General features: G+C 68.5%; 15 protein-coding genes and 6 pseudogenes. 10 read left to right on the top strand and 11 right to left on the bottom strand.

Features of this window, described 5'->3' with window-relative positions:
- Positions 1-2 precede the first annotated feature (2 nt).
- The 4 genes and pseudogenes from ABD858_RS00005 to ABD858_RS00020 all read right to left on the bottom strand — a co-directional run bounded on the left by ABD858_RS00005 (position 3) and on the right by ABD858_RS00020 (position 1,013).
- Positions 3-146 carry a hypothetical protein gene (locus ABD858_RS00005; protein ID WP_345033579.1) on the bottom strand — a complete coding sequence of 48 codons (144 nt, stop codon included), beginning with the start codon at positions 144-146 and terminating at the stop codon, positions 3-5.
- Between the two features lie 128 nt (positions 147-274).
- On the bottom strand, positions 275-451 hold the full coding sequence (locus tag ABD858_RS00010; protein ID WP_345033580.1) for a hypothetical protein: 177 nt from the start codon (positions 449-451) through the stop codon (positions 275-277).
- A gap of 64 nt (positions 452-515) precedes the next feature.
- Positions 516-668: pseudogene (locus ABD858_RS00015) on the bottom strand (DUF1048 domain-containing protein); the annotation flags it as partial.
- Positions 669-818: 150 nt separating this feature from the next.
- Positions 819-1,013, bottom strand: a complete 195-nt coding sequence (locus tag ABD858_RS00020) for an amino acid permease (protein ID WP_345033581.1) — start codon at positions 1,011-1,013, stop codon at positions 819-821.
- A 712-nt stretch (positions 1,014-1,725) separates the two neighbouring features.
- Here ABD858_RS00020 and ABD858_RS00025 point away from each other — a divergent pair.
- From ABD858_RS00025 to ABD858_RS00045, 5 genes are all read left to right on the top strand, one after another.
- Entirely contained in the window at positions 1,726-2,184 is a 459-nt protein-coding gene (locus tag ABD858_RS00025) for a hypothetical protein (RefSeq protein ID WP_345033583.1), read from the top strand.
- Between the two features lie 1,014 nt (positions 2,185-3,198).
- Complete coding sequence (locus ABD858_RS00030) at positions 3,199-3,402, top strand: RlpA-like double-psi beta-barrel domain-containing protein (RefSeq protein WP_345033584.1); 204 nt, start codon at positions 3,199-3,201, stop codon at positions 3,400-3,402.
- Between the two features lie 13 nt (positions 3,403-3,415).
- On the top strand, positions 3,416-4,036 hold the full coding sequence (locus ABD858_RS00035) for a cell wall protein (RefSeq protein ID WP_345033585.1): 621 nt from the start codon (positions 3,416-3,418) through the stop codon (positions 4,034-4,036).
- 36 nt (positions 4,037-4,072) lie between these two features.
- Complete coding sequence (locus ABD858_RS00040; protein ID WP_345033586.1) at positions 4,073-4,972, top strand: MauE/DoxX family redox-associated membrane protein; 900 nt, start codon at positions 4,073-4,075, stop codon at positions 4,970-4,972.
- Between the two features lie 243 nt (positions 4,973-5,215).
- Entirely contained in the window at positions 5,216-5,791 is a 576-nt protein-coding gene (locus tag ABD858_RS00045) for a CAP domain-containing protein (RefSeq protein ID WP_345033587.1), read from the top strand.
- 341 nt (positions 5,792-6,132) lie between these two features.
- Here ABD858_RS00045 and ABD858_RS00050 read toward each other — a convergent pair whose 3' ends face one another.
- The 6 genes and pseudogenes from ABD858_RS00050 to ABD858_RS00075 form a co-directional block, all read right to left on the bottom strand.
- Positions 6,133-7,713 carry an IS1182 family transposase gene (locus tag ABD858_RS00050; protein ID WP_345033590.1) on the bottom strand — a complete coding sequence of 527 codons (1,581 nt, stop codon included), beginning with the start codon at positions 7,711-7,713 and terminating at the stop codon, positions 6,133-6,135.
- A 283-nt stretch (positions 7,714-7,996) separates the two neighbouring features.
- The gene (locus ABD858_RS00055) at positions 7,997-10,309 is read right to left on the bottom strand and encodes a terpene synthase family protein (RefSeq protein WP_345033593.1); all 2,313 of its coding nucleotides are present in this window, start codon (positions 10,307-10,309) and stop codon (positions 7,997-7,999) included.
- Between the two features lie 450 nt (positions 10,310-10,759).
- A pseudogene (locus ABD858_RS00060) lies at positions 10,760-10,978 on the bottom strand (transposase); the annotation flags it as partial.
- A gap of 133 nt (positions 10,979-11,111) precedes the next feature.
- Positions 11,112-11,588, bottom strand: a pseudogene (locus ABD858_RS00065) (ISL3 family transposase); the annotation flags it as partial.
- 132 nt (positions 11,589-11,720) lie between these two features.
- Positions 11,721-12,692 carry an endonuclease/exonuclease/phosphatase family protein gene (locus ABD858_RS00070; protein WP_425586296.1) on the bottom strand — a complete coding sequence of 324 codons (972 nt, stop codon included), beginning with the start codon at positions 12,690-12,692 and terminating at the stop codon, positions 11,721-11,723.
- A 143-nt stretch (positions 12,693-12,835) separates the two neighbouring features.
- A pseudogene (locus ABD858_RS00075) lies at positions 12,836-13,090 on the bottom strand (NAD-dependent DNA ligase LigA); the annotation flags it as partial.
- A 183-nt stretch (positions 13,091-13,273) separates the two neighbouring features.
- On the opposite strand from ABD858_RS00075, the gene ABD858_RS00080 reads away from it, so the two are divergent.
- The 3 genes and pseudogenes from ABD858_RS00080 to ABD858_RS00090 form a co-directional block, all read left to right on the top strand.
- Positions 13,274-13,639, top strand: coding sequence for an integrase core domain-containing protein (locus ABD858_RS00080; RefSeq protein WP_425586121.1), 366 nt, complete (start codon positions 13,274-13,276; stop codon positions 13,637-13,639).
- Positions 13,640-13,732: 93 nt separating this feature from the next.
- Positions 13,733-14,155, top strand: coding sequence for a hypothetical protein (locus tag ABD858_RS00085; RefSeq protein WP_345033595.1), 423 nt, complete (start codon positions 13,733-13,735; stop codon positions 14,153-14,155).
- Between the two features lie 58 nt (positions 14,156-14,213).
- A pseudogene (locus ABD858_RS00090) lies at positions 14,214-14,531 on the top strand (TetR/AcrR family transcriptional regulator C-terminal domain-containing protein); the annotation flags it as partial.
- Between the two features lie 123 nt (positions 14,532-14,654).
- Here ABD858_RS00090 and ABD858_RS00095 read toward each other — a convergent pair.
- A complete protein-coding gene (locus ABD858_RS00095; RefSeq protein ID WP_345033596.1) occupies positions 14,655-14,843 on the bottom strand; it encodes a hypothetical protein in 189 nt (62 codons plus the stop codon).
- On the opposite strand from ABD858_RS00095, the pseudogene ABD858_RS00100 reads away from it, so the two are divergent.
- Both ABD858_RS00100 and ABD858_RS00105 read left to right on the top strand, forming a co-directional pair.
- A pseudogene (locus tag ABD858_RS00100) lies at positions 14,838-14,966 on the top strand (recombinase family protein); the annotation flags it as partial. The gene ABD858_RS00095 and the pseudogene ABD858_RS00100 overlap by 6 nt on opposite strands.
- Before the next feature lie 562 nt (positions 14,967-15,528).
- A complete protein-coding gene (locus ABD858_RS00105; RefSeq protein WP_345033597.1) occupies positions 15,529-16,038 on the top strand; it encodes a GNAT family N-acetyltransferase in 510 nt (169 codons plus the stop codon).
- Positions 16,039-16,093 lie beyond the last annotated feature (55 nt).

Below are 16,093 nucleotides of genomic sequence, written 5' to 3' on the forward strand. Positions count from 1 at the left end.
CCTTACACACCCAATCTTAACTGGCCGTTGAGGTAGACCACGGGGATGCCGGAACCGCCGGTGTCGGTGACGGCCAGGGCCGTTTCGTCGACCGGCACCATGCCGGTCCACTTCGAATCGGTTGAGGAAGCGCTGTTGTTTGCCATGTTCCACCTGGTTGTGTGAGTGTGCCTGGTTCGACTCCTCCGGGCCTTGCCGCGTGGATCGCTGGCTCTTGGACCTGATTGCCTGTTCAGGTGCTGTTTCGGAACTCGGATTGAGTGATCGTCCGTGCCTACGCGTCAGGCGCGTCGTCCTGGGGAATGGTGTCGAGCGGCCAGCCGCCGGAGACCTGCTTTCCGGGGGCGTTGCCGGCGTTGGCGTGGCTGAGCCAGGTCTCGCCGGCCTGCTCGACCACCTCGGTGGACGGGATCTGCGACGGCTTCTGGTGGCCGGTCGGCCCGCGTCTCATCGCGCTGCGCCGAGGTGAACGAACCGCGCGTGCGGGTTACGCCCGCTGGCATGGGGCGGCGGTGTTACGTCTCGGTCGTGCCGGGCTCCCGGCTGATGGATTCCCGGTAGACGTCCGCATAGGTGCGTGAGTCCTTGACCAGGTCGTCACAGAACGCGGCGACGTCGTTGCCGATGAGTTCCAAGACCCCCTTGCCCGCGCCGACGCCCTCCGCGAAGCGAAGGACCTCCGCGCACCACGAGGTGCACCATCGTGCAGCATCTCCGGTGGGCGCCCTGCCCGCGGACCCGGGACCGAGGGCCCAGGCTCCGCAGCGGCGGCTACCTCATCGGCCCCGGCTCCGTAGTCGGCGGGGGCTCGTACGTCATCACCGCAACGCCCCGATCCTCGACCTCCCCAGGTGGCTGTAGAACAGGGCAAGGAAGGCGACGGCCAGGTAGGTCGCGCGAGGGATCGTCCGCTTCGGCTCCCGCGCCTCCTCCGAGTAGATCGCGGTGCCCTCGAAGCCGATGAACGCGCCGAGGACGAGCACGAACATCCCGCCGGCGCCGGCGCCGAACACCTGGCCAGCCGAGGCACCCGACGACGGCCACCGCGGCCAGCGCCCACAGCGGCCAGGGAACTGTCACACCGGTGAGGTCGGCCAGGGCGTTCCGCGCGAAGTAGCCGAACGCCCCGTAGAACCCAGTGCAGATCGCGCAGTACGGCAGCAGCGCGACCAGCGCTCCCCCGACGCCGACGGGCTTGGCCAGGCCTCGGCATCGGCGCCGCGGCGCTCCACGACTCGATTTGCTGGAACCGCCCAACCCGCAGCGGAACGTCATCGTCCGCCGAGTTCATGCCAACGCTACGGCGTGAGCCAGCCAAACGCCCTCTGACATGCTGCCACTGACACCCACCCACTGGCGCCAAACCGGCACATCGCATACACGCAGCCGCGCAGCAGCTGCTCATCGTCGCCGTTCATGCCGTTCAGCCTTCCAGCCGCCATCGACAACGCGGACTTGCCCGCGGTCGCCCTGGGCTTCCCGTCGACGCGGAGGATCACCTGCTGCGGGTGCTGAGAAGACCGCTGGAGGTACAGGCCGACTGCGCCAGTGGCAGGCCGGCTCCAGGCCACCGCGTTCGCAACTGTCCCCCGAACAGTGCACTCCGTAATCCGGTTAGCCGCATCTGGCCCTCTTGCGGTAGCTGACTGTGCCTCGATGTGGGAGATCTGTCCGGTAACGCCCAACCATCCCTCGACGCCCTCCGTGAGAGAGGAAGTCCCGCCCATGACTCCGATCCCGGTCAAGCCCGGCAAGTACAAGATCCACGCCCACATCATCGGTCCCACCAGCGTGCTGACCGCCACCGAGTACGCCGTCAAGCACGGTGCCCCCGTCATCACCGACCGCTTCAACCCGCTCCCGATCGAGCAGGAGTGGGTCATCGACCACCTCGAGGCCGGGCAAGAGCCCGAATCCGCGTCACCGTACGTGATCCACCTCGCCTACCACCCCGCCGCAGGCCTCGTCGTCCCCGAGGACAAGCTCTGGGTCAACAGCGTGTCGCGCACCGAGTGGGCAAAGTTCACCTTCGAACGGGTCATCGGCGGAGTCAAGATCCTTTCGGACAAGGGCCTCAGCCTGCGCGCCGGACACCGCGGCGCCCAGATCGAACTCACCCAACCGAAGCCCGAATTCCAGGAGACCTGGACCCTGGAGTACCTGGGCCCGATCGCCACGGAGTAACACGGGACCATGGGGTGGCCGGCGGTCGCACCGTCGGCCACCCGATCCCGTGTTGAACTCGCCTGCGTACACCTCGAGATGTCCGAATGACCGCTGCGAGATCAGGAACTTCCGCCTGCCGGGTGCGATGTGGAGCGTCGGTCAACTCGCTGCGCCGCACCACGCGGTGCCCAGTCGTGCTGTTCTGGTCGAACAGGTCCGCCACGTTGAGAGCCAGCGCTGCCCCGATGCGGCGCAGCATACCGATGCCGGCATTGGCCTGTCCGCGCTCCAGCCGGCTGAGGAACCCGACTGGCCTGGGCTGCTTCACCCAGTGCCCGCAGTGACATGCGCCGCATCACGCGGTACTCGCGGATGCGGGCGCCGAGCGCCTCGTCCGCCAGGGTTCCGGCGTCGGTGCTGGTCGCGGAGTCGTCAGGGTCCGGTCGCTCGGTCATGAGAAAACACCTGATTCGATTTCAGCAAACATTTCGTTCGCTGGCGTGACACGGATCTACGCTGGCGTGACCTGGAGCACAAGGGCCGATCTCCGCGAGGTAATCGGAACGTGATCTGGGCGGTGGCCGCCACGGTGCGGGCGAGACCCGGAGCGAGGCGCACCGCAGGCAGTACAGACACAGAGACGGGGCCGGCCCCTCACGGAGGGGCCGGCCCTGTCGGCCGTTCGGATCAACAGTTCTTCAACGGCCTTCTGGCCAACGCGCGTAGACGCACGCATCATGGGAGTGCTGTGTGCGCAACAACCTTCAAGGCAATTTGTCATGAGCACGACATCAGCCAGAGGGAGGCGGCACGATGGCTTGCGGATCGACCAGCCTGTGGGCCGGTGAAACGAGCTGGTTCTGTTGCGGATCCGCGTGGGGTCCGTGCGGCAGCGCAGGTGGCGGCGCCTGCGGCAACTGCCGGTCCAGCGCGAATCACGGCGCCTGGCCCAACGCGTCACAGGCATGCTGGGACATCACCCGGCCCGACCTGTGCGGCGAGAACATCCCCAGACGCGGCTGCGGCGCCGTGATGAACGTCAGGCACCAGTGCTCCGGCGCAACCGTCTGCATCACGATCACCGACTGCGGACCGCGCACCAAGAGCTGGTGCGGCGAGGCCACCTGCTGCAACGGCGCCTGCCGCACCAACCGGGTCCTGGACCTGACCCCGGCCGCCTTCTCGGCCATCGGCAGCCTCAGCTCCGGCAAGCTGCCGGTCTACATCTACGAGTGAGGAGGCATTTGACGTGACGTACCGTCAGAACAACAACAACGGCGGGCTGGGCCGCCGACGCTTTCTCACCACGGCCGCCCTCAGCGGCGCAACCATCGTCGGCGCGACCGCCCTCGGCGGTATCGACGCCGACGCGGCCTTCGCCTCCGAGCCGTCGCTCGACCCGGCGATCCCCACATCGTCCTTCGTGGAGGGTCGGATCACCGGCATCACCGGCAGTGTGCTTCAGGTCGGGGGATCCTACGGCGACCACTCCCGGGTCCAGATGACCAACGCCACCAGCGTGTGGAAGGTCCGGCCCACCACCGCCGCCGAGATCGAGATCGGTGACGGGCTCTACGCGCGTGGCGTCCCGATGCCGGACGGTACCGTCGCCGCCGACGCGGTGTGGGTGAACATCGTGAACATCGACACCCAGATCCGCGGCATCGCGAAGAACCGACTGCACCTCTCCCACGGACAGCACGAATTCATCGGCCACGTCCTCCCGGACACGACGAACGCCTCCTACGCGGGCCGCGCGCTCACCTCGGACCTGTCCCGGCTGCGTATCGGACAGAGAGCCCAGGTGCTCGGGGCCTGGCGGCCGTCCGACGACTCCGTGGACATCGTCCGTGTCTCCGTCGGGCACTGACGTCCGCATCACAGGAGGGAGAAGGATGAGGCAAAGATGCTCTCACTGACAACGGGCCTGGTACCGCTGGTCCTTGCGGGCCTACTGGGGTGGACCGGCTCGGTCAAGCTCTTCAACCGTGACACCGTGCGCCAGGCACCCAAGACGGCGCTGGCCCGCATACTGCGCAGCAGCGAGCGGGCGGCACTGGTGCTGCGTGCCGTCGGCGCAGTCGAACTCCTGGTCGCCGTAGGGCTGCTGGCCCTACCCGCGAACCCGGTGCCGGGCACGGCCACCGCCGTCCTCGGGGCCGGATTCCTCGGCTATCTCGGTTACGGCCGGGCGCTGGCCCCGGAGTCCTCCTGCGGCTGTTCGGCGAACGAGGACACCCCGATCACTTGGCGCGCGTTCGCGCGCGCCACGGTGGTCCTCGCAGGCGGCGCGACAGCGGCGGCGAACGGCGCCTGGTGGTCCACGATCACCGAACAGCCCGGCGGATCGCTCGTGTTTCTGGCCGTCGCCGTGTTCGTACTGGTGGCGCTCTCGGTCGATCTCGACCGGTGGTGGCTGCTTCCCCTGCGCCGACTGAGGCTACGAGTCTGCGGGCATCCGCTCTTCGGCAGCGAGCCGGCAGACCGCGTGCCCGTCGCCGCCAGCGTGGAACTGCTGGAGCGCTCCCTCGCCTGGCAGACCGCCTCCCCGGTGGTCCGGTCGGGTCTGCTGGACCACTGGGAGCAGGGCGGCTGGCGCATCCTCCTGTACTCGGGTGTGTACCGGACACGGGAGAGCGCACAACCGGTGTCCGTGGTCTTCGCCCTGGACGCCACCGCCAGCCGCGACACCCCCGGTGATCCCGTGATCCGCGTCAGCTTCGTCGACGCGGACAGCGGGGAACCAGTGGCGCAGGAGATGCTGAACGCCGTTCCCCCACGCAGGGCTCTGCCGACGGTCGGCTGAGCAGCTGAATCACCGGGCTCCGGCTCCAGTGGTTCGCCGGACCAGCGCCATGTGGCTCACCGCCCCCTGCTCACGTCCTCGCAGGCGGCGGTGAGCCGTTCGTCGCCGCGGGTACTGCAACCGCATCTGGGGGTCTGGGTCGACGCGTTCCTCGATCGGTCGCGGCAGCCCGGTGGCAAAGTCGGCGTACTGCAAACGCGGGACCGCGGCGCAACCTCTTCCTGAGGAGTGCGTTGGCAGGGTATGACCACATCTCACCCCCGGCGGCGCGCGCGGCGCATCGCCGTTGCCGTATGCGCCCTGACGGCCACGCTCACGGCCATCGCTCCGACCGCCTCCGCGGCGCCCACTCCGCCCGCCGCGCCAGCCACGACCACTGCGGAAGCCGCACGGGAGTACTACCCCAACGTGGACTGGATCGTGTGCGAAGTGAACAAGACGCGGAAGGCGAAGGACCTGCCCGGGCTACTGGTCTCCGACCAGGCGTCCAACGTGGCGCGCAGCCACACGCAGGACATGTCCCGGATGGGCAAGCTCACCTCTGTCGGGAGCGACGGCCGCGACCTGCGCACCCGGCTCTCGGACGCCGGCATCTTCTCGAACTACATCGCCGAGTACATGTTCTACGGCTACAACCACGACGGATACTTCGCCGACATGGCCACCGACCCAGACCCGCACAACGCCTTCTACAAGGACTTGATGAGCGCCGACATCGCGGCCATCGGCATCGGCTACCACAACCGCTACTGGGACGTGGACCTCGTCGGCCCCCACCGCCGGCTCGACACCCGCCCCGCTGCCTGCACCGGCGAGTAGCAAAAGGCCAGGCGCCCGCACCCCACTCGACGCCTCGTCCGGCAGCCACCGGGCCGCCAGGAACAGCCCCTGGGGAAGGGACGGACGGATTTCGCAGCAGGCGCATGACGCGGATGCCGCGGCCTCGGTAAACCACCCGCCCCCAGCCGACCCGACCTCTGAGAAGGACTGCGGCAAGCTGCGGGGCCGTGGTATGCCTCGGATGAATTCCGTCGGAGCAGCGGCGTTGTAAGCCGCCGAAACCTCTGCCGGCGTGGTCCTCGACGGTCAGCGGGCCCTAGAAGACTGCTGAAAATCTTGTGCGTGGGGCTGTCCGGTGGTGGGCCGGGCGGCCCCTTGCCTTATGCGTGCGCTGTCGTGAGCGTCCAGGTGCCGGTGGTGCGGGTGAGTCCGAGGTTAATCAGGCGGCGAAGGTTGAGGGCGGCGGCGCGGTGGTGGAGCCAGGTGTCGTTCTTGATGACGCCCCGGTAGGGGACGCGGCGGCTGCCCTTGGCGACGAGCCAGGCGATGGCGCGCTCCACCGGTGGTCGCCAGCGGCGGTACTCGGCCTGCCAGTCGGGGTCGGTGGCGGCCTGGTCACGGGCGGCCTTGAGCAGGTCGTACTTGGCGTGGACGGTGAAGACCCGGCCGGTTTTGGAGCGGGTGCAGCGGTCCTTGAGCGGGCAGTCGGCGCACAGCTTCTTGAACTGGGCCTGCCGGGAGCCGTTCGCCAGCGGTCGGCCGAGCGCGGCGGTGTGTCCGGCGGGGCAGGTGACCTCGCCCTTCTCGGTGTCGACGGTGAACTCGTCGGCGGTGAAGCCGCTGGGGACGGCCGGTTTCAGCGGCGGTGGCTTGAGGACCGGGTCGTGGCCCTGGGCCTGGAGGTGTTCGCGCAGGTCGCCGGTGCCGTAGGCGGCATCGCCCAGGACGGTGAGCGGTGCTTCCTCGTCGGCGAGGAGGTCGCGGGCGATGGCGGCCTCGTGGTTGTCGGCCCCGCTGCCGGCGGTCAGGGCGACCTCGGTGAACAGCCCGGCCTCGGGTTCGAAGGCCACGTGGGCGCGGAAGCCCTCCTGGTGGCGGGTGCGGTTCTTGTGAATGTGCCGCGCCTCGGGGTCGACGGTGGAGACCGTGCGGTCGCGGGCGGTCCCGCGGGTGATGCGCCAGCGCCCGTCGCGGCCGTCGGATTCCTCGGCCGGCTCCACGTCCTGGCCCGCGACCAGGGCCAGCAGCCCGACGGCGTTCGCCGCGGCCTCGCCCAACTGCTGCTCGGGCAGGCGGCCGAGCAGGTTCAGCGCGTCGGTGACCAGGGCGTCGACTAGTGCCTCACGGGCGGCCTGGTCGTTCCAGGCGATGCGGGGCTTGCCCGGGTCGGCGTAGTCGTGCGCGGTGCACCACGCCGCAGCAACCTGCTCGGCATCGGGGACCTCGCGGATGACCCGGCGGATCGCGGCGATGAGCTGGGTGACGGTGTCCTGGGTGGCGACCGCGTCGTCCAGCACGGTGGAGTCCAGCGCCCGCCGCTGCCGGCCCTTGAGGACACCGGTGGCCGTGACGACCTCCCTGACCTTGGCGAACAGCCGGTTCGGGTCACCCGAGCGCTGCAGTCGGCGGCGGAAGTACGTCAGCAGCGACGGGTCGAACGCGGTGTCATACAACCCCAGCCCGCACGCCGCCTTCCACCGCAGGTCACAGCGCAGTTCCTGCACCGTCTCGAAGTCCGAGAGCCCGTGCAGGCTCTGCAGCACCACCGTCGCGGCCAGCACCTGCGGCGGCATCGACGGCCGCCCGTTCGTCGAGGGGTACATGTCCGCGAACATCGACCCGGGGAACAGCACTTCGCGATGCTCGGCCAGGAACGCGAACACACTCCCGGCCGGGATCAGCTCCCGACAGGTCTCCCACGCATCCGGCCCGACCGTCTCCCCAGCCCATTCCCCCTGCACACACAGCAGTCTGGCCCCACACCAGTGCGCGCGAGGCCAGAACCGAGATTTTCAGTGATCTTCTAGCCGCGAGCGGGGCGACCCGGCTCACTCAGTGATCCGGTCAATCTGCCCCGCTGTTCGTCCCAGCACCGGTGGAGCAGGGCATCACACACGCATGAGTGCTCATCACATCATCGGTGCCGCCCCAGCTGCGCGCCACCGGCGGACACCGGTCTCGCGCAGGAAGATGCCGGATGGGCAGGCCTGGCTGGTCACCCGGTACGGGGACTGCCGCACGTGGTTACGCAGCCCGCCGCTGGCGCTGGACGAATCGGACGCGTGTCAGGGCTGCGAGTGTGTGGAGGTCGGCGACGACGGGGAAGTCGAATGGCATAGGGCGGGGTCCCACCTGGTCGGGCGGGGCGGGGAAGCGGCCGGTCTCGTCTTGCTGGGACAGCAGATAGGCAGTTGCAGCGGGGGTGACGTGGGGTGGGCCATAGCGGGCGGTGACGGGGATGGCCTGCGCGGTGGAGAGGGCGTCGCTGGCGTTGTCCGGTGTGTGGCCCCAGCCTCCGTCGGGTTGCTGGGTTGCGGTGAGACGTGCCGCCGCGCGGGTGATCGCGGCGGTGAGCCGCACAGAGTCGATGCCAGGGGTGCCGCGTGCGGCCTGAAGTGCGTCGACGGCGCGCAGGATGACGCTGGACTCGCTGAGGGTCCAGCTCGGGGTCCAAGTGCCGTCGGGACGCTGGGCGTCGACGATGAAGCGTGTGGCCGCGGTGACGAGCCGGGTGCAGCTCGGCCCGCGGGTGGCCAGGGCGATGACGGCGCCCGCGGTCATGTCGAGGTCGGGGTCGTCGCCCTCCAGCCAGGTGGGGAACCCGCCGTCGGGGCCGGCCGTAACGGCGAGGTACGCAGCGCCCCGGTCGAGATGGTGGCGGTAGCGGTCCGCGTCGAGAGCCTGGAGGAACTCCATGCAGCGGGCGGCGGTGTCGACGTCGGTCTGACGGACACCACTGGCGAAGGGCCAGCCACCGTCGGCGGCCTGCCAGGCTGCGACGAACTCGCCCATCCGGGCGGTGTAACGCCGCAGCGCGGGCCGACCGAGGAAGGCCAGACCGCCCACGGCTGACAGCCATACGTCCTGACTGTCGAGGAACGGCATCCCGCCATCGCTGTCGCGGGCGTGCAACAGGCCGGTGATGGCCCGGTCGATCACCGGGTGGCCCGGCCGGTAGGACTGCAGGGCATTGAGTCCGAGCAGTTCGGTGGCCGCGCTGGCCTCCCACAACAGCCGTCCCTGATCGTCGTCCAGGAGGTCGGCGAGCTGGAAGCGTTCGCCGGTGGAGACGGTGTGCGGGTATCCGGTGACCTGGGCGTAGAAGACGCGGACGGCCAAGAGGTGGATCGTGCTGAAGGTGGACAGCGCGTTGGTGGGGGCGGGATCCGGGGTGTCCTGGGCGTTCAGCCGCAGGCCGCCCAGCACGTGCAGCACCGCGTGCAGCATGCTGCGCTTGAGCCGGCCACGACCTCCCACCCCGTGGACCGACTCACCGGCCACACAATCAACTGCTGCGTCGGCGGCGTCGGCCGGCAGCGTGTGAGGGCGCAGGCAGGCATCGATCAGCAGGGCATCGAGCAGGTCGGCATCACCGCGTCGCCGTTCCAGATAGGAGGCCAGCTGTCTCTGCTCGTCTCGGTGCGTGCCGCGCGTGCGGAGCAGGGCCAGGAACAACGCCGTTTCCAGGACGCGGCTCGCGCACCGGTCCGGCACCGCTCCGCCTGGTGCCACCACCAGCGCCAGCCGGCGCTCCAGCCGGACGACAGCCGTCTCCACCGGGTCCGCCCGCACCCCCTCCGACACCCGCTGCGAGGGCAGGGTGGCGCGGTAGCGGCGGCTCTCGTACTGCCACGCGACAGCGCCGTCCAGGAACGTGCGGACAGTCTCGACCCGCGAGCGGGCACCCTCAACGCACCATCCAGCCGCCAACTGCCCGGCGAGCCCGTCGAAGTCGTCGAGCCGCTCCTCGATCATCGCGCGGGCGGTCTCCGCTGCCTCACCGCGGTCGACTCCCCGCTCCCGCGCCAGGACATCGACCAGCCCCACCTGCCCGGCTTGCTCCGACCCGGCATCGAACAAGTCGTTCGTCCAGGCGACGACATCGGCACAGATGTCGTGCAGGCCCTCCGCGTCCGGCCACGCGCTCAGGCACCGCTGCGCCACCAACAGCAGCGGTGCCACCGTGATCGTGCGGCGGCGCAGCCGGACGTACTCCTGCACCGAAGGCATGTATCCCGTCTCGCGCCACCGCGCCTCCTCGCACGTCGCTTCGGCGAACGACGCGTAGGAGGCGGCAAACCGCCTGCGCCAGTCCGGCACAGTCCCGACGGCCGTGCGCTGCCAGAGGTCCTCGAGGGCGGCAGCTGCGGGCGCCGTCCCCGTACCGGCGCCCGCGACCACCGCGACCAAAGGTTGCAGCACGGCGCGGACCTCGGCAGGTGAAGCGTGCTGCAGGTCCCGGTCGAAGACGTCGTCCACCAGCGTGATAAATGCCCCCCAGCAGGCCAGCAGTTCCACCTCCGCCGCCGAGGCCGAAGGGGCGACAAACCCCGCCATCCGTCCCGGCGCTGTACCCGCCAGCCTCCGTGTCTCGGCCGCATCACCGACCAGGCCCCACCGGCCCGCCCACCCCAAGGCCCCTCGCTGAGCCGTGTGCCACCAAGCACTGCACGTCCCCAGCCTCGCCGGGCTGCCGTCCACCCGCACCACCAAACGAGACCCCTCCCATCTGCGACGAAACGACAACCGGCCCACGACCCGGACCACAGACAAGGGCCATCACGCTACAAATGCCCTGTACAGAAATGTTCCTGGGTAAAGACGTTCAGGTACAGGCCGGCTTCCGCTCACCCTCCAAACGAGTGACCCCCGGCGCCGGCCAAGCCCCCGGCCAGCTCTTCCACTCCGCCTTGCCCTGTGATGACGCGCCAGGACGTCGGACGGCCGCAGGCTGGCCCGGGAGCGCATGCCGATGGTGCAAAGGCCGCCTGCACGTAGTTGAACTGGTCAGTGAGTGCTGGTGGTGAGGCGGCCCTCAAGGGCGATCTGGAAGGCGTTCAACGGCGCCTTCCAGCGCATGGTCCACCTCTTGCGGCCCTTCCCGGTGGGGTCCAGGCTCATCAGTGCCACGTAGACACACTTGAGGGAGGCGGCCTCGGTCGGGAAGTGGCCCCGGGCTCGCACGACCTTGCGGATGCGGGCATTGACGGACTCGATGGCGTTCGTGTACTCCGCTTACGCATTGCCAACAACGCGCGCATGCGTTTCCTCCACATCCGTCTGCGCTCCGACACGCATCCTGGCACTCGCGCGACATCCACGGCCAGACACTGGATCTTCGCGATGCTCGGCCAGGCTGTTACGCAAGGAGGACTCGCTTGCGAAGGAGCGCGAAGCCTGCGCGGCCGAACATCTGGCGCTTGAGCATCTTGATCCGGTTGACGTGCCCTTCAACGACGCCCGAGTTCCAGGGCAGGGTCAGGCCCGCGATGACGGCCTCGCGGTCGCGGTCAATCCCTGCGGCTAGCGTGTGGAGGCTGGGCAGGTCGTCCTTGCGGACGGCGTCGAGCCATGCGGGGAGCCGTTCGCCCTGGCGCTCGGTGAGCATCTGAGCGAAGGGTCGGACGTGTCCGGTGAGGGCTTCGAGTTCGGGGCAGTTGGCCAGGACTGCTTTGAGCCGGAGTTGTTCTGTCTCGGACAGGGATTCTGGGCGGCTGAGGATCCACTTGGTCACCACGCGGGGTGCTGGCGGCTGTGCGGTGACCGGGCGGGGCGAGGTGCGCTTCTTCCTGATGTAGGCGCTGAAAATGCCGTAACTGCCCTGATAGCCGAGCGGCGTTCAGGCAAACTTCGGGAGGTTGATCCGGGCGTCAGCCGTCACCCAGCGTGCCGCCTTCACGGAAAGCGAGCCAGAACCCAATGCGCTGAACAACCGCTGTCGAAACTCGAAACTCGTGAGCAGAGCCAATCACGGTCCGAGCTTGATGCCGGCGGCGATCGGCAGGTGGTCGCTGCCGGTGGCCGGCAGGGTCCGGATGCCCGTGACGGTCGCCGAGCGAGTCAGGACGTGGTCGATCCGGGACAAGGGGAAGGCTGCAGGCCAGCTGAAGGCGAAGCCTCGCCGTGCGGAATTCATCTGCGAGGTGACCGGGGCCAGTCCACGGTCGTCCACCGTGCTGTTGAGGTCACCCAGCAGGATCACTTCGTCCAGCTCCTCGGCGGCGATGGCCGCGCCCAGCAATCCGGCGCTTTCGTCCCGCCGGCCGGAGCTGAAACCGCTCATTCGGACACGGACCGAGGGCAGGTGGGCCACGTACACCGCGATGTCGCCCCACGGCGTCTGTGCGCTGGAGCGCAGCCCACGACTCCAGTCGTCCCCGATCCCCTCTGGCTTGATGTCCAACGACCGGACGTCTGCCAGCGGGTACTTCGACCAGAGTCCGACAGTTCCCCGGACCGCGTGGTGAGGGTAGTCCGATGCCAGCACTGTCTCGTAGAGCGGCGCTGCGGAGGGTGTCAGTTCTTGAAGAGCGATGAGATCCGGTGCGGACCTGATCAGGGCGCGCGCTGTTCCCACGGGGTCGGTGTTCTCGTCACTGACGTTGTGCTGGACCGCCATGATGTCGGGTACGCCGCAGTCCTCGTCGAGGAGCAACCCGCCGAAGAGGTTCGCCCAGACGGCTGCGGGCAACAACAGGGCGACCAGCGCGGTGGCCGAGCGGCGAAGCAGCGCCAGGCCGAGCATCAACAGAACGGGCAGGCCGAGCCAGGGCAGAAACGTCTCCAGCAGGCTACCAAAGCGGCCCACGGTGTTGGGCACGGCAGAGTGGAATGCCTGCAGCCCGGCGACCAGAACCGCGAGCGACGCGAGAACACGGCCACGCGCCCAGGGTGACCGGCCTTGCGTGTTCTTGCCCCACCACCGGTCGACGTGAAGCAGCCACCGCCGGTGCGGTGCGGTCTTCGCCGTCGGCGTCACACAACTGTTCGCTCGTCCCACCACGTCCCACCCATCAGCCTTGGAACCGTCCCCGCCCCGCAGCCATGCATGACGTGCCCGATACGACGCACAACCCGGTGATTCAGGTTCCAGACCGCGCCGCCATCGATTACTGAGCGCGGCCCGCGGTAGCCCTCGATGTCGAACTGATCGCGGCCTACGGCGTAGGAGACGGAGGCGACCAGGTGGCAGTCGCGGCCGCGTTCACAGCGCCAGCGCTGCTCGGAGGTGTCGATACCGGAGCCGCACTGCGGGCAGGTCTCGGGGAAGGCGATGGGCTGCTCTGTACCGGTGCGCAGGAGGGCGACGGGGGCTTCGATGCGGGGGGTCGCCGTTCCCTGCGGACTCGCAGGCCAGGCCTGTCAACTAATCGGGACTAAAGTCCCGGGCTTGCACAACGGGCGTCACTGGCGGTGATGCTGCGTTTGCGTCCAGCCCCGCCCCGGCGCGTGCGCTCCGGTGGTGGGGCAGGGGCCGTTGACTCGACCTCGCGTCGCCACAACTGCCACGCACGAGCGCGGATGTTGCGGGAGCCTCCCCCACTCTCGGCTTCGCTCGAGCGGGAGGTGCCCCCATCGGTCTGCGTGATCAACGAATCCGCAGGACCGGCACGCGAACCAGGCCTGCGAGACCCGGTTCGCCTTGTAGCCGAGTTCGGTGTCCGACTTTCGGTCGGCCGCACTGGGCAGTGCTGGGACAACGCCCTCGCTGAGTCCTTCTTCGCCACCCTGAAGCGGGAGTTGCTTGGCGACCGGCCGTGGCCGAGCCGGGCAACGGCCAGGACCGCGATCTTCGAGTGGATCGAGAGCTGGTACAACATACGCAGGCTGCACAGCAGCCTCGGCTACCGCAGTCCCGCCGAGTACGAGACCGTCCTCGCGGCCTGATCACCACACCGATGGTGTCTGTCAAAGCGGAGCAAGCTCACAACGCCCGTGGCTGATTGCACAGACAGGTCAGGCAGTGAAGGGTGGGGGCGCGTGGACCAGAACGAGGACCAAATCCTGGCTGAAGAGCTTGCTGCACTGGCTGCCGTGGGTGGGGGCAGCGGTCGCTTGATTGGGCTTGTGGCCAAGCTGATGAGGAAGAACGTCCATGAGGTCGACCTTGTCATCCCCTTGCCGTTCGACGATGCCGTAAAGCGCGTCGTCAGAGTGCTCGAAGGGGCAGGGCGGCCAGTGGGGCCTACGCATGTGGAGCCTGGCAGGGACCAGGAGATGATCCGTGTCGTTGCCAGTGGCGGTGCCAGGGGCATGAATCCTGTAGTGGTCACCGCGCTGGTGACAAAGGGCACGGAGAACAGCTCGAAGGTGAGGCTTCGTGCGGCTGCCAAAGAAGGCTTCGTCAAGCAGCGAGCGGGCGAGAAGACCGCCGCCCGGCTTGCGGCGTTGCTGAGCAAGTAGAGCAGTTGCGACGCGGATGGTCTCCCATCAAGTGTCAGGGAGATCGTTCCTGCGGGCGACCAACACGCTGGCCTTCCTGGAACACGCGCTCGCCGTCCTGCAGCCCACCGGGCTGAACGGTGCGGCGAAGCTGGAGGTCTTCGCCCAGCTCGCCGCATTCGTGGCCGGGCATGTCGCCCACGAGATCGCGCAGGCCGCAGTCTCACGATTCCCGGACAGGGCCGCAGCCGAGGCCCGCTACCTCGCCGCTGTCGCCGCCGACGGCTGCCACCCGGAACTTGCCGAAGCCCTATCCACTCCCGGACGCCCCCTCACCCCCGAAGCCACCTTCACACGGTTCCTCAACCGCCTGATCGACGGCCTCGACACTGACTGATGCCATGCGCGACCCGGAGCTGGTCGTCGGCGACGGGGCGATGGGGCTGCCACCCCCACGAACGGCACCACACCCCGAAGGGGGCGATCAGCGCATGACCAAGCCTGAGAGCGCGGTTTACGACTACGACGTCGTCATCAGCGGAGTCAGCCTCGCCGGCAGCGCCGCGGCGATCTTGCTCGCTCGACGCGGTGTCCGCGTCGCACTGTCGCCAGTGTCCTCGGCGACCAACTCGTCCAGCATCGCGCTGCGCCTGGCGGGGACGTCGCGGACGCCCTGCTGCGGGCAGGTGTCGACCGCGACAACATGCACGTCGACACCGCGGGCGGTGCGAAGGCGTCCCGGCCGAAGCTCGACCTCGTCCTCCAGTTGCTGTGTGAGTGCGACATGTTGAAGGTCACCCGGCTCGACCAGCTCTCCCGCTCCGTCCTGCACCCGGTAACCCTTGGCGCCGAGCTGCGCGAGTGTGGCATCGGGATGCACGCCATCGAACAGGCATCGACACCTCCACGATGGAAGGCCGAGCGATGTTCGGGATGCTGTCGGTGCTGGCGGTTATCTCAAGCTCGCCGATCAAGCAGGGCTGTGACCTGGGCGGCCAGGTCAAGGACGGTGTCTTCGACCTGGCCGCGTGACCCTTTCGAGCGCCGCTCAGCACGGGTCGATCGTTACTGAAGCGCGATGCGGTGAGCTGGGTTCGGGGCCCCAGCTGAGCATTGCCTTCATCTGGTGGGTTTGAAGTCGACCTGATGCGCTGGTGCGTGAGCGGTCGAATTTGACGGGGTGATACGGTGTCTGACGTTCGTGTCTGATCCAGATCGAGGAAGTTGGGAGGTGAGGTTGATGACCGCGCTCAAGGCCACTGCCATGTGCTCTGCCTGGACCACCCTCACGTCCCGGGTTGCGGCCTGACCTCATCTGGATTCGCCTCGCTGGGAGCGTGAGCTCGCGGGGCAATACCGATACGAACCAACCATGAAACGGATCTCCATCCATCGTGAGCATTAACTGGATCACGCGTGCTGAGACCAGCGCGGACATCCCCACCATTCGCGACATCAGCCTTGCCGCGTTTGACACTCCGTTGGAGGCCGACCTCGTCGACGCCCTGCGCGCCGACCCCTCGTGGATCGAAGGACTGTCCATCGTCGCCACCGACCACGACGGCAAGCTCATCGGCCACGCGTTGCTGACCCGCTGCCACATCGACGACACCCCGGCCCTGTGCCTGGGCCCCGTCGCCGTCTGGCCCAAGTACCAGAAGACCGGCGCTGGCTCTGCGGTAATCCGCGCCTCGTTGCAGGCCGCCAAGGAGCTGGGCGAGCACTTCGTCACCGTCCTCGGACACCCGACGTACTACCCGCGGTTCGGCTTCACTCGCGCTTCCAAGTACGGCATCGGACTCAGCATCGACGTCCCGGATGAGGCCATGATGGCCCTCACCCTCGACGCCGACCACCCGCTGCCCAGCGGCACCGTCCACTACGCCGCACCGTTCGGCATCTAGTCAAAGCCCGCCGTGCCGGGGCCGCCACCGAGCCCCGGCACGGCGGTTCTCGACT

The sequence above is a fragment of the Streptomyces sannanensis genome, from assembly GCF_039536205.1.
GTDB lineage: Bacteria > Actinomycetota > Actinomycetes > Streptomycetales > Streptomycetaceae > Streptomyces > Streptomyces sannanensis.

Coding starts and splice junctions, on each gene's coding strand:
- ABD858_RS00010 (WP_345033580.1), bottom strand. CDS start 451: ATGAGACGCGGGCCGACCGGCCACCAGAAGCCGTCGCAGATCCCGTCC.
- ABD858_RS00030 (WP_345033584.1), top strand. CDS start 3,199: ATGAACGTCAGGCACCAGTGCTCCGGCGCAACCGTCTGCATCACGATC.
- ABD858_RS00040 (WP_345033586.1), top strand. CDS start 4,073: ATGCTCTCACTGACAACGGGCCTGGTACCGCTGGTCCTTGCGGGCCTA.
- ABD858_RS00025 (WP_345033583.1), top strand. CDS start 1,726: ATGACTCCGATCCCGGTCAAGCCCGGCAAGTACAAGATCCACGCCCAC.
- ABD858_RS00080 (WP_425586121.1), top strand. CDS start 13,274: ATGTTGCGGGAGCCTCCCCCACTCTCGGCTTCGCTCGAGCGGGAGGTG.
- ABD858_RS00005 (WP_345033579.1), bottom strand. CDS start 146: ATGGCAAACAACAGCGCTTCCTCAACCGATTCGAAGTGGACCGGCATG.
- ABD858_RS00055 (WP_345033593.1), bottom strand. CDS start 10,309: ATGGCGGGGTTTGTCGCCCCTTCGGCCTCGGCGGCGGAGGTGGAACTG.
- ABD858_RS00045 (WP_345033587.1), top strand. CDS start 5,216: ATGACCACATCTCACCCCCGGCGGCGCGCGCGGCGCATCGCCGTTGCC.